Genomic DNA, 21980 nt, shown 5'->3' on the forward strand with positions numbered 1-21980 from the left:
CAGTGTGATCATTGTTCGCCCGCCCGGCATCCGCACGCCCGCGCGATTGTCCGGCGGGTGCGCGACACGCCCGAAGCCGGGTAATTCGGATACGGACAAATAGCCTGGCAAACGCGTTAGCGTCGACCTATGCCGAGTGAGTCGAACGCGTCTGTCGAGGTCCGCAAGAATGCCGAACTTGATCGCTTCGAGCTGTATGTCGACGGCATGCTCGCGGGTGTCGCGGCATATCAGGACACCGCCAATGAGCGCGCCTTCGTGCACACCGAAATCTATCCACAGCATGAGGGTCTCGGGTACGGCCGCAAACTGGTGCAGGGCGCACTCGATCAAACTCGCGACGCCGGATTCGGGATTCTGCCGATGTGCCCGATGGTGCACCATTTCGTGGAGTCCCGGCCGGAGTACCTGGCCCTGGTCCCGCACTGGTCGCGGGAACGGTTGAATCTGCCGCAGCAGTAACCGGATCGAGGTGTGCCGGGGCTCAGTACGCCTTTACTGCGCCATCCAGAGCGGTCTGCAATTCGTCGCGGACGATGCGGGTGATCTCGGCCGGTTTGGTGGGGAGCTCGGGCACCGGCACACCGAAATAGAAGCTGGCCGACTTCGCCTCTTCCTTGGTGGGTTCCACCTTGGGGTCGACGCGCGGTCCGTAGCTCAGGCCCAGGCTCACCAGCACCGGATCCGCGCCGAGCTTCTTGGCGCGGAAGGCGATGTGCCCGATACCCGTTCCCACCGCCTGCACCTGCGCCGGGTCGACGTCATTGCAGGTGCCCTCGGGGAACACCGCCACCCCGTCGCCGCGCGCCATGCGCTCGGCGCAGATGTCGATCATGCGCTGTCCGGCCGCGTTCACCGCGCGCAGTCCGTGGTCCTTACCTCGGAAGACCGGGATCCCGCCCATCATGTCGATGCGGGCGCGCAGCTTCGGTTCCAGGAACAACTCATCCTTGGCCAGCACCCGGGTCCGCCCGATCACCGGCCGCAATGCGCTGTACCAGGCGGCCGCCGCGACCGTGTACGGATCCAGCTGCGAGAGGTGGTTGACCGCGATGAGCAGCGGCCGCTGCTGGGAGATCAACTCGCGCAGCCGTTCCCGCGCCCCCGGCGCATACGAGATGCGCGGCCGATAACGCCGCCCCAGCAGCCAGTACGCCGCCCGCGACTTCAGCAGATTCTGCTGATGATCACGATAGAAGTCGTACACCGCATCGCTGTTCTCGAGGACAACCTCGGGCCGTTCCATGCCGCCACCCTAACCCGGTTCGATCGCCGTCCACAGGGCGAGTTTTCGCCCGTAGCGACCGCCGGGCGACGGCGTAATTGCGCACGTCCGAAATTTGGCCACGCAATTGTGGTGCGGCGGTGCGATGATGGCTGGGTGGCACGCGCAGAGGAACACGGTGACCGTTCTCGACGCGAATTCCGGCATGAGGATCAGGTGGTTCGCCCTGGCACTCTGCTGGTGTCGGCGACGGACCTGATCGAGGCATCCTTCCGGCGCAGCATTGTGTACATCATCGAACACAACGACGCCGGCACGCTGGGCGTGGTGCTGAATCGGCCCAGCGATACCGCCGTTCACGACGTTCTACCGAATTGGGCGGATCTGGCGGCGTCCCCGCGGGCGCTGTTTCTCGGCGGCCCGGTCAAACGCGATGCCGCACTCTGCCTGGCGACCGTGAAGGTCGGTGTCACCTTCACCAAGGTGCCGGGTCTGCGCCGGGTGGACGGCCGGGTGGCCCTGGTCGATCTGGATTCGGACCCCGATGTCATCGCCCCCATGGTGGAGGGCATTCGAATTTTCGCCGGATATGCCGGCTGGACCTTCGGGCAACTCGAAGGCGAATTGGATCGCGGTGACTGGATAGTGCTCTCGGCGCTGCCGAGCGATCCGCTGGCGGGTCGCGTGGATCTCTGGGCGCAGGTGCTGCGCCGTCAGCCGCTGCCGCTTTCGCTGCTGGCGACGCACCCTATCGAATTGGAACGAAACTGATCTGAACCGCAGGCACGGTCTGTGTCGTGAAGGGTGCGGAGGTGACCGATGCCCGACGACCAGGCGGCGTTGCTCAAAGTGCTCTACGAGGAGCACGCGGCAGCACTGTGGAGATATACGTTCGGCCTGGTGGGCGATCCCGGCCGGGCCGAGGACATTGTGCAGGAGACGCTGCTGCGCGCGTGGCAGCGGCCGAATGTGCTGGATCAGTCGACCACGTCGGCGCGGGCCTGGCTCTTCACGGTGGCCCGTAATCTGGCGGTGGACGAGCATCGCAGCGCCCGCTCCCGGCGGGAGTTCCGCACGGATCATCCGCCGGAGCAGCCGACCCCGGATCAGTCGGACCGCGCCCTGGACGGCTGGCTGGTCGCCGACGCGCTGGCCCGGTTGAGCATCGATCACCGCGATGTCATCGTCCGCGCCTACTACCGGGGCCTGTCCACCGCGCAGATCGCGGGGGAATTGGATATTCCGGAGGGGACGGTGAAGTCCCGTATGCACTACGGCATGCGGGCACTGCGTTTGGTGCTACAGGAGATGGGGGTGACGAGATGACGGAGGGCCACGACCTCTGTGACGGCTACACCACGTGGGACGGTGCGTACGTGCTCGGCGCTCTCGCCCGGGACGAACGCCGCGAGTACGAGGAGCATCAGGCCAATTGCGAGCACTGCCGCACCGCGGTGGCCAAGCTGGCCGGATTGCCGGGACTGCTCGCGCTGGTCGATACCGATACCGCGCTTTCCATTGCGGGACAGGAGGATCCGGCCACCGCGGTACCGCCGCCACCGGATCGGCTGCTGCCCACGATCGCCGGACAGGCGGCGAAAAGGCAACGGCGGCGCAGGTTTCTGGCGATCGGTGGCGCGGCGGCGGCCGCCGCGGCGGCGGCCGTGATCGCGGTGCCGGTGACGGCCGCGGTGGTCGGTGATCGCCCGGCGATCGAGCAGGTGGTCGCGCAGGGCGCATTACAGGCACAGGTGGACACCCCGATCGTGGCGACCTACAAACTGCTGTCGGTGAATGGCGCTACGCGCGTGGACATGTGGTGCAACTACCCGTCCTCGGAGGAGTACGACACGTACGCCTGGCAGCTGTCGCTGTGGGTGGTGCGCGCGGACGGGACGCAGTCCAAACTCTCGGAATGGACGGCGAAGCCGGGGCAGGTGTTCACACCGGACGGCACCACTTCGGCCACACCGGGTCAGGTGAAGACGGTGCAGATCCGCAATGCGTCGGGCAAGGTGCTGCTGGCGGCGGGCGTCTGAACGCACGAGGACGGCGCACCCCGGCGGGTGCGCCGTCTTCGCTTCGCGCAGTGCCTATTTCGGCTCTCGCGGTGGCTATTTCAACTGGTCTTGCGGCGGAAGGCCGAGGTGGACCAGAAGTAGCCGACACCGCCCAGCAGTACGCACCAGCCGATCGCGAGAATCCCGTTGTGCCCGATCTCGGTGCCCATCAGCAGCCCGCGCAGGGTTTCGGTGATGGGGGTGAAGGGCTGGTATTCGGCGAACTGCTTCACCCCGGCGGGCATGGTGTCGGTGGGCACCAGACCGCTGCCGAGGAAGGGCAGCATGATGATCGGGGTCGGCATATTGCTGGCGCTCTCCGGATTCTGCGCGATCACGCCGAAACCCGCTCCGACCCAGCTCAATGCGAAGATGGTGAGCCCGAGCAGGCCGAACGCGGCCAGCCATTCCAGCACGCCCGCGTCATGGGAGCGGAAGCCGAGCGCCAGCGCCACCACGGTCAGCACGCCGATGCCCGCCAGGCCCTGCAACAGGCTGCCGAGCACGGTGCCGGTCAGCACCGACGAGTGTGAGATATGCATGGTGCGAAAGCGATTCACGATGCCCTTGGTCATATCCGAGCAGACCGAGACCGCGATGCCCGCGACCATGTACGCGGGAATGATGAGCATCATGCCGGGCGTCAGATACTCGATGTACTTCTGACCGCCGGTCGCGCCCTTCAGCGCGCCGCCGAAAATGTAGTTGAACATGAGCAGCATGACGATCGGCATGATCAGCAGGCTGACCGTCATGGCGGGATAACGCTTGGCGTGCACCAGATTCCGGCGCAGCATGGTCTTGGAATCGGCGATGGTCATGGCCACGGTGGTCATCGGGCGTTTTCCTTATCGGTCGAATGGCCGCCGGTGAGGGCGAGAAAGACGTCATCCAGATCGGGCGTGTGCACCGACAGGCCCGCGGGTTCGATGCGCGCGGCATCGAGGCGGTCGATCACCTCGCGCACCGAGCGCACGCCGCCGTCACTCGGCACGGCGAGCGTGAGATCGCCGTTGACCTGCGAGGCTTCACCCAGAACTGCTGCGGCTGCGGCGAGTTCGGCACGATCGTGGAAATCGAGCCGGACGTAGCCGCCCGGCACCCGGCGCTTGAGTTGATCGGGCGTGCCCTCGGCGACCAATCGCCCCTGATGCAGTACCGCGATGCGGTCCGCGAGCTGATCGGCCTCCTCCAGATACTGCGTGGTGAGGAAGATGGTGACCCCGCCCGCGACCAGTTCGCGAATGATGTCCCACATGGAGCGGCGGCTGCGCGGATCCAGGCCGGTGGTGGGCTCGTCCAGGAAGATGATGCGCGGATTCCCGACCAGCGTCATGGCCAGATCCAGGCGGCGGGTCATACCGCCGGAGTAGCTGGACGCGACCTTGTCCGCGGCGTCCACCAGATCGAACTTCTCCAGCAGATCCGCTGCGATGCGGCGGCTTTCGGCGCGCGGCAGATGGTGCAGGTCACCCATGAGGTGCAGGTTCTCCCGGCCGGTGAGCAGTTCGTCGACGGCGGAGAACTGTCCGGTGACGCCGATGGCCGAGCGCACCTCGTCCGGCTGGGTCGCGAGATCGTAACCGCCGACGCTGATTTCGCCGCCGTCGGACTTGATGAGGGTGGACAGGATCTGCACGGTGGTGGTCTTGCCCGCGCCGTTCGGGCCGAGCAGGGAGAAGATGCTGCCCTGCGGGACGGTGAAGTCGATGCGGTCCAGGACTATCTGTTCGCCGAAGGATTTGCACAGGCCGGTGACCGCTATCGCCGGGGGGCGGTGGTCGTTCATGGGTGTCCCTCTCATCAATGGGTATGCATGAATGCATGCGTCGGGTGAGCCGTGTCCGCCGAGGCGTGCGGACAAAGCGGGTTATTCAGTTGTGCGGCAATACTTTTGGGCTAGCTGATGATCAGATGTCGAGTTCTTCGATATTCGAGTGATCGGAGGCGTCGACCACGCGGGCGTAGAGGCGGTCCGGGATCTTGCCCTTCAGGTCATCGATGGATTCGAAGACCTCGAAATCGAAATCGCCCCAATCCTGTTCGCCCACACCGAGGAAGCGCCGCCACTGCTTCCAATCCTTGAGGATGTTGGTGTCGGCCGGGAATTCACTCCAGTTGGAGAAGTGGCTGTGCACCGCGTACGCGCCTTTGCGTGTGCGGTACACCCGGATGTCTTCGATGCGCTCGTTGCCCACCTGGTGCCATTCGGTCAGCAGGACGCCGGAGAAGCGGATCTGCCGGACTCCGTCCTTGCCGACCTTGAGGACTACCTCGTCGTAGCCCTGTTGGCGGCCTTCCTCGATTTCGATGAAACGCCGCAGCGCCGTCACGATCGCCCCCGACAGATTTCCCCCCACCAGCTCTTGCGCGCGCTGAAACAGCTTGAGGTCCTCATCGGATACGTAGATCGTCTTGTTCGGCATGAGCCAACTATACGTAGACGTATACATACATTGCAAGCCCCACTCCCGGGACCCTCAGGGGCTCCGCCCCCGAACCCCCGAAGGGCCGGACGCGGCAACTGATTGAACCGGCAACAGCTCGGTCTCGTATCTCGGGTAACAGACTCGGGACTCCGGTGTCAGGCACCGAAAGGAGCCGCCTCATGCACAACGGAACACGGGTGGTGGACTACCTGGTCAGAGCGGTCTCCGAGGTTGGCGTGCGGCATTTCTTCGGGGTGGACGGCGCGAACATCGAGGATCTCTACGACGCGGCTTTCGATCATCGCGAGTTGGTGACCGCCGTTGTGGCCAAGCATGAGTTCGCGGCGGCGACCATGGCCGACGGGTATGCGCGGTCCACGTCCGGATTCGGGGTGGTGTGCGCGACGTCCGGGGGCGGGGCGGTGAATCTGGTGGCCGGGCTCGCCGAATCGTTCGCGTCCCGGGTTCCGGTGCTCGCGCTGATCGGGCAGCCGCCGACCGTTCTGGAGGGCAAGGGCGCCTTTCAGGACACGAGCGGGCGGGCCGGCGCGTTCGACGCGGTCCGGCTCTTCACGCCGATCTCGCACTACTGTGCGCGCGTCGAAGCCGCCGCCGACCTGCCCGCTCACCTGACCCGCGCGTGCCACGCCCTGAATCAGGGCGGACCGGCGGTGTTATTGCTGCCCAAGGATGTGCAACAGGCCGAATTGAGCGCCGCGGAATTCACCCCGCCCGAGCCCGCGTACCGGCGCGATACGGCCAGCCTGCGCCGGGTGCTGGATACCATCACCGCCGCCCGGAAGCTGGGCAAGGTGGTCATCATCGCCGGTGATCAGATCGCCCGCGATGACGCGCGCCCGGAACTGGCCCGGCTCGCCACGCTGCTGGACGCCGCGGTGGGGGTGGCCCCGGACGCCAAGGACGTCTATCACCACGGCGATCCCGGATTCTGCGGCATCGCGGGAAGTATGGGTCACCCGGAGCTCATCGACGCACTGCAGCGCGCCACGCTCTGCCTGCTCATCGGCACCCGCATGCCGGTCACCGCGCGGGCGGGGCTGGAGGGCCCGCTGGCGGAGGTGCCGCTCGCGAGCATCGGGGCCGAGGTGCCGTTCCTGTCGGCGATTCACGCTCGCAGCACCGATCTGGCACTGACCCTGGCGGAGCTGCTCGGCGAATTATCCACACCCGCACCGATTTCCATCCTCCGGCCGTTCACCGCCCCGGCTGTGGACAACACACCGCAGGTTGTGGAAACCGGGATGCTCACACCGTTGGAGGTACCGCCGTCCGACGGTCCGGGCCTGCGCTATCGCGAGGTGGTCGAAACCATCAACGCCGCACTTCCCGAGGGTGCGGACGTCTTCGCCGATGCCGGGAACACCGGTGCGGCGGTGGTGCATCACCTGCGGTTGCCGCGGGACGGACGCTTCACGGTCGCCCTGGGGATGGGCGGTATGGGCTACGCCTTCGGCGCGGGCATCGGCTCGGCGTTCGCCCGGCACGAGCGCGCGGACGGAAGCATCCGGCGCACCTTCGTCATCGCCGGTGACGGCGCGTTCTTCATGCACGGCATGGAGATTCACACCGCGATCGAACATCGGCTGCCGATCACCTTCATCGTCTTCAACAACAACGCACATGCCATGTGCATAAGTCGCGAACAGCTGTATTACGGGGATCGCTACAGCTTCAACAGATTTCGGCCGGCGTATCCGGGCGCCGGTCTGTCCGCCATGTTCCCGGATCTGTGCACACACGCACCCATCACCCGGGCCGAGCTCGCCGAATCCCTTCGGCATTGCGTCGGCAGTTCCGGGCCGTCGTTCATCGCCGTCGACTGCGATCCCGACGAAATCCCGCCCTTCACGCCGTTTTTGACGGCTCCGAGGAGGTAAACGTGACCACCAGCGCCCTGCCCGCACTCAGCGATATCCCCGAGGGGGTGGTGCCCGGACTGCTGCGTATCGAGAATTCCGATCGCGAGGCCACCACACCCGTCATTCTGGAGATGCTCCGGTCGGTGTATCCGCACGACCAGATCTTCGGCGACTACTGCCCGGTCCAGGGCTATATCGACGCCCCGCCCCGGGATCTGTACGAATACCTTGCCGATACAAGGTCTTTGGAGGAGTGGACGTACAGCCTGCGCGGTTTCACCGAAACCGCGGAACCCGGGCTGTGGGAATCGTATGACCGGCTCGGCCCCAACACCAAGATCTACACCCGCACGGTCGCCAATCCCGACGCCATGACGGTGGACTACCACTGCGCCTGGGATCAGGGCGAGCACCTGTGGATGATCTATCTGATGCGGGTGGTGGACGCGCAATTGGTGTTCGACAAGCCCGGTTCGGTGGTGCTGTGGACGAACTGCCATCACCCCTTCTACGACCGGAATCCCTACCAGGACAAGGCACCCGAGGGCCGCAAGGTGTGGGTGGGCGATTTCTGGGAGATGTTCTCCGCCGGGCATCAGCTGGAACTGGACAATCTCAAGGCGATTGCCGAGTACCGCGCCTCGCACGGATTGCCCATCACCCCCGACTGGATGAAATAGGCAGGCGCGTCATGGATTTCACGGATCCCCGTCTCACGACCCCGCCCCCGGTCAGCCTGGTCGACGTGGCCAGCTATCTGCCGGGCGAACCGGTCGGGACCGAATACTTCACGCAGTTCTCCCGTTCGGAACGAATGGCCAAGAACGTCATGTTCCGCGCCCCGAAGGGACGGCATCACAAGGGCCGCGACGAAACCGTGGTCGATATGGTGGAGCGGGCCGTCGCACCGCTCATCGAACGCCATGGGGTGCAGGAACTTTCGAATATCGACATCCTGCTCACGCACACCCAGCTGCCGGACAATCCGGTGCTCGGCGCTGGCGGTGAGGTGGCGCGACGGCTGAATATGAACCCGCGCTATGTATTCGATGTGCACAATGGCGGCTGCGCGGCCTTCGTGCACATGATGTGGCTGGCCCGCACCATCATGCAGACCACCGACGCGCGCACCGCGCTCATCGTCGCCACCCAGAATTGCGCGGGACCGGTATTCACCCAGCCCGAGATCCGCAAGCTCGCACAGGCTCCCGTACCCGGTGACGGCTGCGGCGTCGGATTGCTGGTGAAGAACGCCAGCGCGCCGATTCTCGATATCGAATGCCGCACCTACCCCGAATTCGCCGGGGATATGGAATTCACCACCGGCTCGGACCGCAAATACTGGGAACCCGGCGAGGGCGAGGGCTGCGTCAGCTTCACCGAATCCAAGGTGGCCAAGGTGTTCGCGCGCGGCAACCGCCTGGTCCCGGAGGTGGCGCACGAGGTGTGCAAGCGCATCGGGGTGAAGAGCCAGGATATCGACACCCTGGTCACCAATCAGCCGAACCGGCTTTTCCTGCGCAATTGGCATGATGCGCTGGAACTGCCCGCCGAACGCCATCCGGACACCTTCGATCAGTGCGGAAACCTTTTCGCGGCGGGGATTCCCGTCACCCTCGACACCGAGAACGAGGCGGGACGGCTGCGCAACGGGTCGGTGGTATTGCTGTCGGCCTTCGCGCACGCGGGAGATTTCGCGGGCGCGGCGGCGGTGCGCTGGGGCGCGGCGCGATGAGTGCGCCCCTGGAGCAGTACCGCTTCGAAACCGTTCGCTTCGATCTGAGTTTGAGCGAAAACCCGTTCACGCCACTGCCTTCGGTGCTGCGTGCGGTGGATGACTCGCTGGTGCAGGCGAATCGGTATCCGGAGTTCCTGCCGCACCGGTTGCCGTCGATCATCGCCGACCATATCGGGGTGGATCCCGACCAGGTGGTGGTCGGTTCGGGTGCGACCGGGGTGGCCATGCAGATCATGCAGACACTGCCCGACCCCGGTGCTCGATTCGTGTTCGCCACACCGACTTTCGACGGATATCCGATCATGAGCGGCATGGTCGGGCTGCGCTCGCAACCGGTCGCGCTGGACGGTCACGGCCGTCAGGACCTGTGGGCCATGGCGCGGATGATCAACGCGGACACCGGACTGGTGGCGGTGTGCCGCCCGCACAATCCGACCGGGACCGTCATCTCGGCGAGCGAGTTGAAGGCTTTCCTGTGCACGGTTCCGGCCACCGTGCCGATCATCCTGGACGAGGCGTATATCGAATTCCTCGGTGCGGCGGACGCTCTCGACGCCGTGGAGTTGGTTCGGCGGCATCCGAATGTGCTGGTGCTGCGCACCTTTTCGAAGGCGTACGGACTGGCCGGGCTGCGCATCGGATACGCGTTCGGATCACCGGCGCTGGTGCGGCGGGTGCGGCGACTGCAATTGCCGTTCGGGGTGCAATCGGCGGCGGTGGCGGCGGTGACCGCCTCGTATGCGGCCGAGGCCGAACTCGGCGAGCGCATCCTACGCATCACCACCGAACGGGAAGTGCTGCGAACAGCACTGCGGCGCAACGGTATTCGTGTGCCGCGCAGCAGCGCGAACTTCCTCTACCTGCCCGGGCGCGAGGTGGCCCCGGCCTTGGCGCGCGCCGGAATCGTGGCCAAACGCTATCCGGACGGCAGCGCCCGCATCGCGGTCGGTGATCCGGTCGCGGGCCGTGCGGTGCTGCGCGCGCTGGCCGCCCGCCCGTCCACCGGTGCGCGACCGCTGCGCCGGGACGACAGCCGGGTGCTCTCGCTCACGGTGCGGTCCGAGCCCAGCGTTGCGCGAGCGCCGCACAGGTGATCAGCTGCACCTGATGGAAGATCATCAGCGGCAGCACGATCAGGCCGATGGGGTGACCGGCGAACAGCACGGTCGCCATCGGCAGGCCCGTGGCAAGTGACTTCTTCGAACCGCAGAACACCACCACGATCCGATCGCCGCGATCGAAATGCGTGGCCCGGCCCAGCACCGAGGTCACGCCGAGCACGATCGCCAGCAGTGCGCACAGCACCACCACCAGCAGCAGAATCCGCCACGGCGACATGGCATGCCAGATGCCCTCCACCATGCCCGCACTGAACGCGCTGTACACCACCAGCAGGATGGAACCGCGGTCCACCAGTTTGGTCGGCTCGGCGTAGCGGGACAGGAAACCCTTCACCTTCGGGCGGATCAACTGGCCGACGCAGAACGGGACCAGCAGTTGCAACACGATGTCCAGCACCGAGGACAGGTCGACCCGGGCCTGCCCGGTGGTGTTCATCAACAGGATCACCAGTGCGGGCGTGAGGAATACGCCCAGCAGATTCGACAGCGTGGCGCTCACGATCGCGCCCGCCACATTGCCCTTGGCGATCGAGGTGAACGCGATCGAGGACTGCACGGTGGACGGCACCAGGCACAGGAACAGCAGGCCGGTGTACAGATCCTCGGTCAGGATATGCGGCACCAGCACCCGCGCGGCAACGCCGAGAATCGGGAAGAGCACGAAGGTGCAGGCCAGCACGGTGAGGTGCAGTCGCCAGTGCTTGAGGCCGGTGAGCGCCTCATGCGAGGACAGGCGCGCGCCGTACAGCAGGAACAGCAATGCGATGGCAATCTTCGTCAGCCAGCTCACGATATCGGCGGCATCGCCCCTGGCCGGGAAGACGCTGGCCAGACCGACGACCGCGAGAATCGACAGAATGAACCCGTCGATGTAGAACTTGCTGAGAAATCGCACCGAATCAGGCTAATCACCCGATATCCGAGTTATTAACACCGCACCCGGACGGCGGCGATACTTGTGATGATCGACTGACCAGACTTCTCGAGGGTGGGGAATCGCCATGGTCCCTTGGACCACACTGGCCGCGGCCGCGCGCCCGGCCGCCGATACGTGGGGAATCTCCGGCCCGACCTTCCTGGCCGCGTACGCGCTGCTGGGATTCGCGGCCGTCCTGTACGGATTCACTCGGCGCACCAGCGTCATTCGCGCCGACCACTCGCGCGCGCACCTGGCCAACGCGCTGACACCGACCGAAACCGCCATGCTCTTCGACGACCGGCGGCCGGTGCTCGCCGGGCTCGCACAATTGCGCGGCTACCACCTGATCGATTCCAGCGGACAGCCCACGCGCTCCCCCACCGATACCGAAACCCGTGCGCTGGATCCGGTCTCGCGCACCATGCACCAGTACCTGCTGGGCGCGGATCAGCGGCAGCGCCATGTCATCCACCTGGCGGGCGCGACCCGCGCACCCATCACCTCATTGCGCGCGGTCCTGACCGATCGGGGCTATCTGATCGGCGGTGAACAGCGCAAATCCCTGCTGCTGGCCGCACTTCCGCTGTGGGCGCTGCTGGTGCTGGGCATCGTGCGAGTCATCGCGGGCATCGCGAACAACCACCCCATCGGATACCTCGCCCTGCTGATCATCGTGGTGGCGATCTGCGCGTTCCTGGTGCAGCGCGCCCCGCGCCTGACCCGCGCCGGCCGCGCCGCCAAACAGGAATCGATGCGGCGCAACGGACATCTGCGCCCCGCCAACGCCCCCGCCTACTCCGCCTACGGCCCCGACAGCGCCGCCCTGGCCGCCGCGCTGTTCGGCGCGGGCGTCCTCTGGAGCCTCGACCCAGGATTGGCGGGAGCCACCGGAGCCCTCGCCTCCGGCGGCATCAGCGGCTCCGGCGGCAGCTGCTCCAGCTCCAGCGGCGACAGCGGCGGCGGTGGCGATTCCGGCAGCAGCTGCGGCAGCAGTTGCGGCGGAGGCGGCTGCGGCGGCGGGTGCGGCGGATGACCACCCCGCTGCCCGCGGGGACGATCGGGATCGGGTGGAGACGCGAGATCTGCGGCATGATCGCGGCACTCGATGGGATCGGGTTCTGCGAGGTCATCGCGGAATCGCTGGTGAGCGCGGGGGCGGACCGGCCGCGGTGGCGGCGCGTTCGTGGAACTCGGGGAGCGGTTGCCGTACCCGAGGAACTCGCCGCACTGATCGCGCGGGGTATACCCGCAGTGCCGCATGGCATTTCGCTGTCGCTCGGCGGGGCGGAGGCTGTGGATGAACGGCGGGTCACGCATCTCGCGGAGTGTGCGCGGGCGCTGGGTTCGCCGCTGGTGAGCGAGCACATCGCGTTCGTGCGCGCGGACGGGGTGGAGGCCGGACATCTGCTGCCGGTGCCGCGCACCCGCGAAGCGCTGAACGCATTGGCGCGCAATATCTCCCGGACGCAGGCCGAACTCGACGTGCCGCTCGCGGTAGAGAACATCGCTGCGCTGTTCGAATGGCCGGACGCGGAATTCACCGAGGCGGAGTTCCTTCAGGAATTGGTGGAGCGTACCGGCGTATACCTGCTCATCGATATCGCGAACCTGTATGCCAACGCGCGCAACACTTCTCGTGATCCACTGACGGAATTACTGCGCCTGCCGACCGAACGCCTCGCCTACTGTCACATCGCGGGCGGTCACGAGGTGGGCGGCCGCTATCACGACACCCACGTGCACCCGGTCCCCGCCGAGGTGCTGGCGCTGGTGGCCGAATTCGCCGCGAACCGCCAGGTCCCCCTCATGCTCGAACGCGACGGAAACTACCCGCCCGCAACCGAACTCATCGCCGAACTGAACGCCATCGCCACCGCCTCCGCCCGCCCGGCCATCACGTCGCGCCACGCGTTCTCGGCATGATCGAGCAGCCGGAATCGGACGTCGTGGCTTCGGACAGCGGGACGACCGGTGAGCCGACGCCCGGAACCCTCGCCGAGCAGCAGGCGGCGCTGGTGCGGGCGCTGGTCGCGGGAGCGGCCGTTCCCCCGGGGTTCGACGCGGGCGATATCTCGGCGGCGGCGCACGCGCTGCTGCACAAGCGGGCCGAGGAAGTGGCGCATCGCTTTCCGGTGCTGGCACACAATTGCGGGCAGGAATTCACCGCGAGGTTCATGGCGTGGGCACGGACTCGGCCCAAGGTCAGCACTGCGGCCGACGCCGCCGCCTTCGCGACCGAGCTCGGGCTCGCTCCGCCACGCCGGGATTGGCGAGATCGACTGCGCCGCAATCACCGCTGACGTCGGCCTGCTTCGACGGGATGATCCGCCGGGTAGGCGATAGATGCACGGGTGCTAATGTCCGTACCTGTTTGCTGGATGTCCTGCCCATCTCGGAAAGGAAGTTCCATGTCACAGGTTCACACTGCTCACAGTGGACACGATCACGTCCACGGACCCAGTTGCGGCCATGTTGCCATTCCACATGGCGATCACGTCGACTACGCGCATGACGGGCATTTGCACCGGGCGCACGATGATCATTTCGATGAGTGCGAGCCCGCCGGGCACATCACCCATGACAGCCACGATCATGAGCACGGGCCGAACTGCGGGCATGTGGCGGTGCCGCACGGGGATCATGTGGATTACATCCACGACGGTCATCGGCATGCGGCGCACGCCGGGCATTACGACGATCACTGAGTCGCACGGGCGGTCGCGCGGTCGCGGCCGCCGGTGCGCGATCATTCGATGATGGCGTTCTTCGGACGAGATCCCGAGCGCGGTTTCCGGGTGAATGCGGCCCCGGCGACCGGCACCCGCAGTCGTGTCCTTGTTCGATTCACCTGTGCCGGTAGGGATTTCGTGCTCCGGCAGACGATCATCGCGCCGAATGGCCAGAGCGGCTGGCATTTTCACGACGGCACCCTGTTCGTGCTGGTGACCGGTGGGCCGCTGGATCATCCGGCAACCGATTGCGTACCGGTCGTCAAACCACCGTGGCGAATCTTCCGCGAGCCGAGCGGGGCGGGCCACGCACACCTGGCCCGCAATCCCGGACCGAAGCCGGTGCGGCTCACCGTGCTCTATGTGAACCCGGCGGGCAGTCCGCTCTCCCGGAGCATCCCGGCTCCGGAATGCGCACGCATCCCCGAACCGGGTGATACCGCTCACTGAGGCATGCTGGCCTGATGATCGAGGTACTCACCGTCACGACGGAGCAGGAGCTGGCCGACGCGTACGCGATTCGCATGAAGGTGTTCGTCGCCGAGCAAGGTGTGCCGCCCGAACTCGAACTCGATGAGCTCGACGCGGTCGCGGATCATTTCCTGGCCCGATTCGACGGGCAGCCGATGGGAGCGGGCCGTTTGCTGGTGCGGGAGGACGTCGGCCTGCTCGGCCGCCTGGCGGTGCTGGCGGAATCGCGCGGCACCGGTCTGGGCGTGGCGCTGGTGCGGGCCATCGAGGAGCGGGCGCGCGAGCGCGGGCTGGTCGCGATCGAATTGCATTCGCAGACCCACGCGCAGGGGTTCTATGAGCGACTCGGATACGAGGCGTACGGCGAGATCGGCGATGACGCGGGCATCCCGCACATCTGGATGCGCAAGAACCTCGGTTAGTACCCGGAGAGACCGAAGATCAGTTGGCGGCGGGTTCGCAGGCGTCACGCAGCGAGCAGGAACCGCAGGCGCTGCCGCAGCCACCGGCCGGTTCCGCCGGGGAGGCCGCTTCGAGGGCCTTCTCGGCGGCGAGCGCGCCCGCGCCGAGGGTGAAGAACGAGATGACCACGGCCAGCACCGCGATCAGCAGGCCCGCGATGCCACCGCCGACCAGGGCGACCGAACCACCCGCGGCGAGCAGCAGCCCGGCCACGATCGAGGTGGGCGCGGCCACGCGATTGGCCAGCTTGAAGTTCTCCTCGGACTCGATCGCCTTCTCGGAGTGAATCCCGAAATAGCGGTTGCCGGGGAGCGTGCCGGTCAGTCCGAGCACTCCGGTGACCACGGCAACAGCCGACAGAACAAAGAGAATCAGCGCGACGACAACCACCCCTGCAGGCTACAGCGCGCTCGGGTCAGCCTCGGCCCCGGTCGGTGTGTCGCGGGACGCTCCCGAACCTTCCGGCGTGCCGGTGCGCGAGGTCGCGACCCTTTTTGGGGACCGGGGTGGCGACGCTTTACCCTGGTGAGCGACCTTATCGGGGATCGGCTAGGGATTAAGAAGGCAGGACCGTGCAGGACACTCGTGCAACCGACACACCCACCGCGGCCGCGGCTGGGGCCAGCGATGTGCCCGCGCACCGTTACAACGCCGAGCTGGCGGGCCGGGTAGAGCAGAAGTGGCAGCAGGCCTGGCAGGAGCGGGGCACGTTCTACGCTCCCAATCCGGTCGGCCCGCTGCAGGGTGAGACCCCGGCGGACAAACTGTTCGTGCAGGACATGTTCCCGTACCCCTCGGGCGCGGGCCTGCATGTCGGGCATCCGCTGGGCTATATCGCCACCGATGTGTTCGCGCGCTTCCACCGCATGCGCGGCCGGAATGTGCTGCACGCCCTGGGTTATGACGCCTTCGGCCTGCCCGCCGAGCAGTACGCGGTGCAGACCGGCGCGCATCCGCGGGTCACCACCGAATCCAATATCGCGAATATGCAGCGTCAGCTGGATCGCCTGGGTCTGGGCCATGATCGCCGCCGCTCGTTCGCGACCACCGATCCCGAGTACTACAAATGGACGCAGTGGATCTTCCTGCGCATCTACAACGCCTGGTACGACACGGGTCTGGGCCGGGCCCGCCCGATCGCCGAGCTGATCGCCGAATTCGAGGCCGGTAAGCGCGCCATCAACGGTGACGACCGCTCCTGGAACGAGCTGTCCCCGTCCGAGCGCAATGCCCTGATCGACTCGTATCGCCTGGTGTACCAGACCGATTCGATGGTCAACTGGTGCCCGGGCCTGGGCACCGTGCTGTCCAATGAAGAGGTCACCGCCGACGGCCGCTCCGAGCGCGGTAATTTCCCGGTGTTCCGTAAGCGCCTGTGGCAGTGGATGATGCGCATCACCGCCTATTCCGATCGCCTGGTCGACGACCTGGACAATCTGGATTGGCCGGAGAACGTCAAGTCCATGCAGCGCAACTGGATCGGCCGCTCGCGGGGCGCGCAGGTCAAGTTCGAGGCGGGCTCGGATGTCATCGAGGTGTTCACCACCCGCCCGGACACGCTGTTCGGCGCGACCTACGTGGTGCTGGCCCCCGAACACGAACTGGTCGACCGGCTGACCGAGGCCACCTGGCCGTCCGGCACCGATGCCCGCTGGACCTTCGGCGGCTCGGACACCCCGGCGGAAGCCGTTGCGGGATACCGCAAGTCGATCGCCGCGAAGTCCGATCTGGAGCGCCAGGAGAGCAAGGAGAAGACCGGCGTCTTCCTGGGCTCCTACGCCACCAACCCGGTGAACGGCGCGCGCGTACCGGTCTTCATCGCCGACTACGTGCTGAGCGGTTACGGCACCGGCGCGATCATGGCCGTCCCCGGCCACGATCCGCGCGACTGGGAATTCGCCTCCGCCTTCGGCCTGCCCATCGTGGAAGTCGTTGCGGGCGGCGATATCTCGGAGGCCGCCTACGCCGGTGAGGGCACCCTGGTGAACTCCGGTTACCTGGACGGCCTGGAGATCGACGCCGCCAAGGCGCGCGTCATCGGCGAACTGGAGGCCAACGGCCACGGTAAGGGCACCATCCAATACAAGCTGCGCGACTGGCTGTTCGCTCGCCAGCGCTACTGGGGCGAGCCCTTCCCGATCGTCTACGACGAGGACGGCGCGGCGCACGCACTGCCGGAATCCATGCTGCCGGTGCTGCTGCCGGAGATGGAGGACTTCGCCCCCGTCACCTTCGATCCGGACGACGCCAATTCCGAACCGTCCCCGCCGCTGGCCAAGGCCACCGAATGGGTGAACGTCACGCTGGATCTGGGCGACGGCCCCAAGCAGTACCGCCGCGATACCAATGTCATGCCCAACTGGGCGGGCAGTTCCTGGTATCAGCTGCGCTATGCCGATCCGACCAACTCGGAGGCGTTCTGCGCCAAGGAGAATGAGCAGTACTGGCTGGGTCCGCGCACCGCCGAGCACGGCGCGAACGATCCGGGCGGCGTCGATCTGTACATCGGCGGCGTGGAGCATGCGGTGCTGCATCTGCTGTACGCGCGCTTCTGGCAGAAGGTGCTGTTCGATCTGGGTGATGTGTCCAGCTACGAGCCGTACCGCCGCCTGTTCAACCAGGGCTATATCCAGGGCTTCGCCTACACCGATGAGCGCGGCGCGTACGTGCCCGCCGCCGAGATCATCGAGCGGGACGGAAAGTTCTTCTGGACCAACACTTCCGGTGTGGAGATCGAGGTCTTCCAGGAGTACGGCAAGATCGGCAAATCGCTGAAGAACGCCGTCTCCCCGGATGAGATGTACGAGGCGTACGGCGCGGACACCTTCCGCTTCTACGAGATGTCCATGGGCCCGCTGGACGCCTCGCGCCCCTGGTCCACCAAGGATGTCGTCGGCGCGCAGCGCTTCCTGCAGCGCGTGTGGCGGCTGGTGGTGGACGAGGAGACCGGCGCGATCCGCGTCACCGAGGACGAACCGTCGAACGAGGCCCTGCGCCTGGTGCACAAGACGATCGCGGGCGTCGACGACGACTACGCCAACCTGCGGGACAACACCGCGGGCGCGAAGCTGATCGAGCTGACCAACTATCTGACCAAGAACTTCGGCGACGGCGCACCCCGCGCCTTGGTCGAACCGCTGGTGCTGATGCTGGCCCCGATGTCCCCGCATATCGCCGAGGAACTGTGGGAACGCCTGGGCCACAACGCATCCCTGGCGCACGGCCCGTTCCCGATCGCGGATCCGGCTCTGCTGGTGGAGGATTCGGTCGAGTACCCGATCCAGGTCAACGGTAAGGTCCGCAGCCGCGTCAGCGTCCCGGCCGATGCCGATCAGGCCGCGGTGCAGGCGGCGGCGCTGGCGGACGAGAAGATCGCCGAGCTGCTGGGCGGCAAGGATCCGCGCAAGATCATCGTGGTGCCCGGCCGACTGGTGAATATCGTCGCCTGAGCCGAAGTCCGGATAGGGCAGGCCCGCGGGCTGCGGTTTCGAACTCGGATCAGAGTTCGAACTGCACCGGCGGGTCGGCCATCAGTTCCACGATCGGCCGATCCGGGTCGACGGCATAACCGCGGCTGCGGGCGAGGCCGTCGAAGAGCATCCAGATCGAATCCGCCAGCAGGCGCGCCAATTCCGTCGCGTCCAGATCATCCGGCCGGGTGTCGAGCCAGCGCGTCACGCCGCCGTCCACCAGTGAGACGATGGCGAACGCCGCCGGATCGATGCCCGGATGGTGCTGATCCACCACGCTCGCGGCCATGGTGAACAGCTGTGCGACGCGCAGCGCGATGGCGGTCTTGGTGCCGACGACCACGGCCTTGCCCGCCGGGTCCGCGCTGCCCGGACCGCGTTCGATCCACTCGTGCAGGCGCGCGTGCACCGCCACCCACCGCACATAGGTGTCGACAATGCGGAAGATGGTGTCGCGCAGGCTTTCCGCCGGATCGAAGTCCGGCATCATCTGGTCGACAACGCCTTCCACCGCGAATTCCCGGGTCTTGGCGTCCAGATCGCCGCGGTCACCGAAATGCCGGTAGACCACCGAGCGCTTCACGCCCGCGCGGTCCGCGATCAGTTGCAGCGGGATCTCCGCGCCGGGCTCGGATTCCTCGATGAGCTCGATATACGCGGCGATGATGGCACGACGGCGCTCGGTATTGTGATCGCCCCAGCGACCGCCCGTGACCTCCGCCCTGTCCGCTGCCATGCGGACAAGCATCCCATTGCGAACCGGTCAGCCGAGCACCAGGACGTCATTGAGCGTGACCGTGCGCAGACCGCGTTCCCGGATGATGTCGTTCAGTTGATCGAAGACATGGGTGACGGTCGGCCGATTGGCGTGCCCGATCACGATGGATTGCGCGCGGAACCACTGCCGGGCCGCGGTGAGCACCATATCCTCGTTGATCACCGTATTGGTGTCGTTGAGATTGCCGTACCACATGGTCGGCACCGCATAGCCGGAGTCGGCGGCCACCCGATCGACCAGGCCGTTGTGCCGGCCGAACGGCGGGCGGTAGAACGGCGTGCCGTCGGTGCCGAAGGTGTTCCACAGGAACGTCTTCGCGCGTTCGATCTGATCGGAGATGGCCCCGGCGGACAACCGGGTCAGATCCGGATGATCCCAGGTGTGATTGCCGAGCTGGATCTGTCCCGAATCCACCAGCGGGCGCAGCGCGTCCCGGTGCACCAGCCAGGAGTCGTAGTACGCGGTCACGAAGAAGGTCATGCGAATGCCGGTGCGGCGGGCGAATTCGATGAAGGCGCCGACGGTTTCGACGCTCGCGCCGTCATCGATGGTGAGCGCCATATTGTTTCCGTCACCGGGCAGCGCGGTGATCGTGCCCGGGCCGATCGTGGCACGCGGCGACAGCGGCGGAATCGTGGCGCCCGGCAGCACATTCGGCGGGATGAGCCCGGACGAACCGTTGTCGAACGGGAAGTCGGCGTTCGCCTCGCCCGTCCCCAGCAGGGTCGCGGCGGTGCCCGCCGCCAGCAGCGTCAGCAGTCGTCGTCTATCCATGTCGAACCTTCTTCACTAGCAAACGGCATCCGGAGAGGACACCGGAAAATCCACGCCCCCGGGCGATTACGCCCCTAGTGCGATAGCGCCAATACGTCGTTCAACGTGACCATGGCGAGGTTGCGTTCCCGGATGATCTCGACCAGCTGGTCGAAGCAGTGCGTCACGGGCGGGTGGTTGGCGTGCCCGATGACGATGGTCTGCGGCGTGAAATACTTTCGCGCGCATTCCATCAGGTAGTCCTCGGTGATCAGGCCGGAGTCCGAGATCGAGCCGTACCACATGGTGGGCACGGTGTAGCCGAGGTCGCCCGCGACCTTGTCGACGGTGCCGTTGTGGCGGCCGAACGGCGGCCGGTAGAAGGGGGTGCCGTCGACGCCGAAGGTATTGCGCAGGAACGTTTTCGCCTGATCCAGCTGCGATGAGACGGCGCTCGCGGACAATGTGGTCAGATCCGGATGGTTCCAGGTGTGGTTGCCCAGCTGGATCTGGCCCGAATCCACCAGCGGTCGCAGCGCGTCCCTGTGCACGCTCCACGAGTCGTAGTACGCGGTGACGAAGAAGGTGAAGCGGGCCCCGGTGCGCTTGGCGAATTCGATGTACGCGCCGACCACCTCGGGGCTGGCTCCGTCGTCGACGGTGAGCGCCATGGAGTTGCCGTTACCCGGCAGACCGGTGATGGTGGTGCCGGGCGCGATCGGGGTCTTGGGTCCGGTGGGCCGCGCGGGGAGCAGGGGCGGTGTGGTGCCGGGCGGCTGCGTTCCACCCGCGGAGCCGGTGTCCAGGGGATCACCCTGTGCCTGGGTGCAGCCCGTGAGGGCGGCCGCCGTGCCCGCAGCGAGCAGCGTGAGCAGCCGTCTTCTGTCCATCGTGGTAGATCACTCCGAATTCCGGATCCGCATGCGGGATCGCCTCATCCCCGCGCCGGATTCGGGCGGTTCATCCGGTTATATCGACCGCCGATGAACTGAGCACCAATTCGGCGCGAAACGATTGGAATTCAGGGGGAACGTTAAGGCTGCTCTCAGCTGAAACGCCCGGTCAGCGCGGGATCGGGCGCACTACGATTTCGGTGGGATGCGCGTCACGCGGGGTCTCGACGGCATTGCGCACCATCCACGCCACCGTCTCCGCTTTGAGAAATTCATTGGGCTCGTACGGCCGCTGCTCACCCGCCACCAGCTCGCGCTGCATATCGGTGTCGATGCGCCCGGGATGGATCGAGGTCACCCGCAATTCGGGCTCCTCCAGCCGCAGCGCGTCACCGAAGGCGCGCAGTGCGAACTTGCTCGCCGCGTACACACCCCAGCCCGGATTGGCGCGCAACCCCGCGCCGGAATTGATCAGCACCACGTGCCCGCGCGCGGCGCGCAACGCGGGCAGGGTCAGCCGGGTCAGTTCCGATACCGCTATCAGGTTGGCTTCCAACGTATTCCGCCACTGCGCAACGGACGAATCGGCTATTGTTCCCAGGTCGGCGACCCCGGCATTGTGCACCAGGACATCCAGCCGCTCGATCGACTCGGCCTTGCGGGCCACCGCTTCGTAGTCGGTCAGCTGCACCGGCCACCCCGTGGCATCCGGCAATTCCTTCAAGATCGGTTCGAGCGCTTCCGGCGTGCGCGCACCCAGCAGCAGCCGGTGCGTCGGCGCGAGCGCGCGGGCGATGGCGGCGCCCAGGCCGCGGCTCGCTCCGGTGATCAACGCGGTCGGACGGTCATTGCCGGTGCTCGCGGAATTCGCCATGCCCTCACCGTAACCGGGCGCACGGCGCCGACGATGCGTTGGCTAGGCACAGAGGGCTCAAACACACGCGCGTTCGAAAATGTGAAAAGGCGTACACAGTGCAATTCGGCGAACCGGCGTCCTCGGCAGGCACAGCGTCCTACGAGGAGGTGGACATCGCGCCTCGCGACGCGGACAC

At 66.4% G+C, this 21980-nt stretch carries 25 protein-coding genes; 15 read left to right on the plus strand and 10 right to left on the minus strand.

From position 1 onward, the window contains the following. Positions 1–129: 129 nt before the first annotated feature. Positions 130–462 carry a GNAT family N-acetyltransferase gene (locus ACFC0O_RS23345; protein ID WP_364636456.1) on the plus strand — a complete coding sequence of 111 codons (333 nt, stop codon included), beginning with the start codon at positions 130–132 and terminating at the stop codon, positions 460–462. A 22-nt stretch (positions 463–484) separates the two neighbouring features. Here the strand turns inward: ACFC0O_RS23345 and ACFC0O_RS23350 are convergent, their stop codons facing one another. Further along, complete coding sequence (locus tag ACFC0O_RS23350) at positions 485–1246, minus strand: lysophospholipid acyltransferase family protein (RefSeq protein WP_364636458.1); 762 nt, start codon at positions 1244–1246, stop codon at positions 485–487. A gap of 135 nt (positions 1247–1381) precedes the next feature. Between ACFC0O_RS23350 and ACFC0O_RS23355 the strand changes: the two genes are divergently transcribed. The 3 genes from ACFC0O_RS23355 to ACFC0O_RS23365 are packed head-to-tail and all read left to right on the plus strand — an operon-like array spanning position 1382 to position 3264. After that, positions 1382–1996, plus strand: a complete 615-nt coding sequence (locus ACFC0O_RS23355; RefSeq protein WP_364636460.1) for a YqgE/AlgH family protein — start codon at positions 1382–1384, stop codon at positions 1994–1996. A gap of 48 nt (positions 1997–2044) precedes the next feature. Beyond that, the gene (locus ACFC0O_RS23360; RefSeq protein ID WP_364636462.1) at positions 2045–2551 is read left to right on the plus strand and encodes a sigma-70 family RNA polymerase sigma factor; all 507 of its coding nucleotides are present in this window, start codon (positions 2045–2047) and stop codon (positions 2549–2551) included. Continuing rightward, positions 2548–3264 (plus strand): zf-HC2 domain-containing protein, encoded by a 717-nt coding sequence (locus ACFC0O_RS23365; RefSeq protein WP_375961148.1) that lies wholly within the window; start codon positions 2548–2550, stop codon positions 3262–3264. Before ACFC0O_RS23360 ends, ACFC0O_RS23365 begins: the two co-directional genes overlap by 4 nt. An 80-nt stretch (positions 3265–3344) precedes the next feature. On the opposite strand, the gene ACFC0O_RS23370 is transcribed toward ACFC0O_RS23365, so the two are convergent. The 3 genes from ACFC0O_RS23370 to ACFC0O_RS23380 form a co-directional block, all read right to left on the minus strand. Continuing rightward, on the minus strand, positions 3345–4121 hold the full coding sequence (locus tag ACFC0O_RS23370) for an ABC transporter permease (protein WP_375961151.1): 777 nt from the start codon (positions 4119–4121) through the stop codon (positions 3345–3347). Further along, complete coding sequence (locus ACFC0O_RS23375) at positions 4118–5074, minus strand: ATP-binding cassette domain-containing protein (RefSeq protein ID WP_375961153.1); 957 nt, start codon at positions 5072–5074, stop codon at positions 4118–4120. Before ACFC0O_RS23375 ends, ACFC0O_RS23370 begins: the two co-directional genes overlap by 4 nt. A 121-nt stretch (positions 5075–5195) precedes the next feature. Next, positions 5196–5711, minus strand: coding sequence for an EXLDI protein (locus tag ACFC0O_RS23380; protein ID WP_375961155.1), 516 nt, complete (start codon positions 5709–5711; stop codon positions 5196–5198). Positions 5712–5893: 182 nt separating this feature from the next. Between ACFC0O_RS23380 and ACFC0O_RS23385 the strand changes: the two genes are divergently transcribed. Genes ACFC0O_RS23385 through ACFC0O_RS23400 form a run of 4 tightly spaced genes read left to right on the plus strand, consistent with a single transcriptional unit; the run spans position 5894 to position 10426 of the window. Beyond that, on the plus strand, positions 5894–7612 hold the full coding sequence (locus ACFC0O_RS23385; RefSeq protein WP_375961157.1) for a thiamine pyrophosphate-binding protein: 1719 nt from the start codon (positions 5894–5896) through the stop codon (positions 7610–7612). Between the two features lie 2 nt (positions 7613–7614). Further along, positions 7615–8274: an SRPBCC family protein gene (locus tag ACFC0O_RS23390; protein WP_364636474.1), complete on the plus strand. Its 660-nt coding sequence runs from the start codon at positions 7615–7617 to the stop codon at positions 8272–8274. Positions 8275–8285: 11 nt separating this feature from the next. Continuing rightward, positions 8286–9329, plus strand: a complete 1044-nt coding sequence (locus ACFC0O_RS23395; RefSeq protein ID WP_364636476.1) for a 3-oxoacyl-[acyl-carrier-protein] synthase III C-terminal domain-containing protein — start codon at positions 8286–8288, stop codon at positions 9327–9329. Continuing rightward, entirely contained in the window at positions 9326–10426 is a 1101-nt protein-coding gene (locus ACFC0O_RS23400) for an aminotransferase class I/II-fold pyridoxal phosphate-dependent enzyme (protein WP_375961161.1), read from the plus strand. Before ACFC0O_RS23395 ends, ACFC0O_RS23400 begins: the two co-directional genes overlap by 4 nt. Here ACFC0O_RS23400 and ACFC0O_RS23405 read toward each other — a convergent pair. After that, positions 10380–11348: a bile acid:sodium symporter family protein gene (locus tag ACFC0O_RS23405; RefSeq protein WP_375961163.1), complete on the minus strand. Its 969-nt coding sequence runs from the start codon at positions 11346–11348 to the stop codon at positions 10380–10382. The two genes, ACFC0O_RS23400 and ACFC0O_RS23405, sit on opposite strands and share 47 nt — an antisense overlap. Positions 11349–11454: 106 nt before the next feature. Here ACFC0O_RS23405 and ACFC0O_RS23410 point away from each other — a divergent pair, with 106 nt between their 5' ends. From ACFC0O_RS23410 to ACFC0O_RS23435, 6 genes are all read left to right on the plus strand, one after another. Then, the gene (locus ACFC0O_RS23410) at positions 11455–12405 is read left to right on the plus strand and encodes a TIGR04222 domain-containing membrane protein (protein ID WP_375961165.1); all 951 of its coding nucleotides are present in this window, start codon (positions 11455–11457) and stop codon (positions 12403–12405) included. Further along, positions 12402–13295 carry a DUF692 domain-containing protein gene (locus ACFC0O_RS23415; protein WP_375961168.1) on the plus strand — a complete coding sequence of 298 codons (894 nt, stop codon included), beginning with the start codon at positions 12402–12404 and terminating at the stop codon, positions 13293–13295. Before ACFC0O_RS23410 ends, ACFC0O_RS23415 begins: the two co-directional genes overlap by 4 nt. Continuing rightward, a complete protein-coding gene (locus ACFC0O_RS23420) occupies positions 13292–13672 on the plus strand; it encodes a hypothetical protein (RefSeq protein WP_375961171.1) in 381 nt (126 codons plus the stop codon). Before ACFC0O_RS23415 ends, ACFC0O_RS23420 begins: the two co-directional genes overlap by 4 nt. Before the next feature lie 108 nt (positions 13673–13780). Continuing rightward, positions 13781–14077: a hypothetical protein gene (locus ACFC0O_RS23425; protein ID WP_364636488.1), complete on the plus strand. Its 297-nt coding sequence runs from the start codon at positions 13781–13783 to the stop codon at positions 14075–14077. A gap of 51 nt (positions 14078–14128) precedes the next feature. Further along, complete coding sequence (locus ACFC0O_RS23430) at positions 14129–14551, plus strand: hypothetical protein (protein WP_375961174.1); 423 nt, start codon at positions 14129–14131, stop codon at positions 14549–14551. Positions 14552–14565: 14 nt separating this feature from the next. Next, a complete protein-coding gene (locus tag ACFC0O_RS23435) occupies positions 14566–14994 on the plus strand; it encodes a GNAT family N-acetyltransferase (RefSeq protein ID WP_375961177.1) in 429 nt (142 codons plus the stop codon). Between the two features lie 19 nt (positions 14995–15013). Here the strand turns inward: ACFC0O_RS23435 and ACFC0O_RS23440 are convergent, their stop codons facing one another. Beyond that, complete coding sequence (locus ACFC0O_RS23440) at positions 15014–15424, minus strand: SdpI family protein (protein WP_375961179.1); 411 nt, start codon at positions 15422–15424, stop codon at positions 15014–15016. 182 nt (positions 15425–15606) lie between these two features. Here ACFC0O_RS23440 and leuS point away from each other — a divergent pair, with 182 nt between their 5' ends. Further along, a complete protein-coding gene (gene leuS / locus ACFC0O_RS23445; protein ID WP_375961181.1) occupies positions 15607–18483 on the plus strand; it encodes a leucine--tRNA ligase in 2877 nt (958 codons plus the stop codon). A gap of 49 nt (positions 18484–18532) precedes the next feature. On the opposite strand, the gene ACFC0O_RS23450 is transcribed toward leuS, so the two are convergent. The 4 genes from ACFC0O_RS23450 to ACFC0O_RS23465 all read right to left on the minus strand — a co-directional run bounded on the left by ACFC0O_RS23450 (position 18533) and on the right by ACFC0O_RS23465 (position 21802). Continuing rightward, complete coding sequence (locus ACFC0O_RS23450) at positions 18533–19240, minus strand: TetR/AcrR family transcriptional regulator (RefSeq protein WP_375961184.1); 708 nt, start codon at positions 19238–19240, stop codon at positions 18533–18535. Between the two features lie 27 nt (positions 19241–19267). Further along, positions 19268–20056, minus strand: a complete 789-nt coding sequence (locus ACFC0O_RS23455) for a polysaccharide deacetylase family protein (protein ID WP_375961186.1) — start codon at positions 20054–20056, stop codon at positions 19268–19270. 74 nt (positions 20057–20130) lie between these two features. After that, positions 20131–20925, minus strand: coding sequence for a polysaccharide deacetylase family protein (locus tag ACFC0O_RS23460; protein ID WP_375961188.1), 795 nt, complete (start codon positions 20923–20925; stop codon positions 20131–20133). Positions 20926–21097: 172 nt separating this feature from the next. After that, positions 21098–21802, minus strand: a complete 705-nt coding sequence (locus ACFC0O_RS23465; protein ID WP_375961191.1) for an SDR family oxidoreductase — start codon at positions 21800–21802, stop codon at positions 21098–21100. Positions 21803–21980: the final 178 nt, after the last annotated feature.

Origin of the sequence: Nocardia sp. NPDC056100, assembly GCF_042266325.1 — a bacterium.
In the GTDB taxonomy this organism is placed as follows: Bacteria; Actinomycetota; Actinomycetes; order Mycobacteriales; family Mycobacteriaceae; genus Nocardia.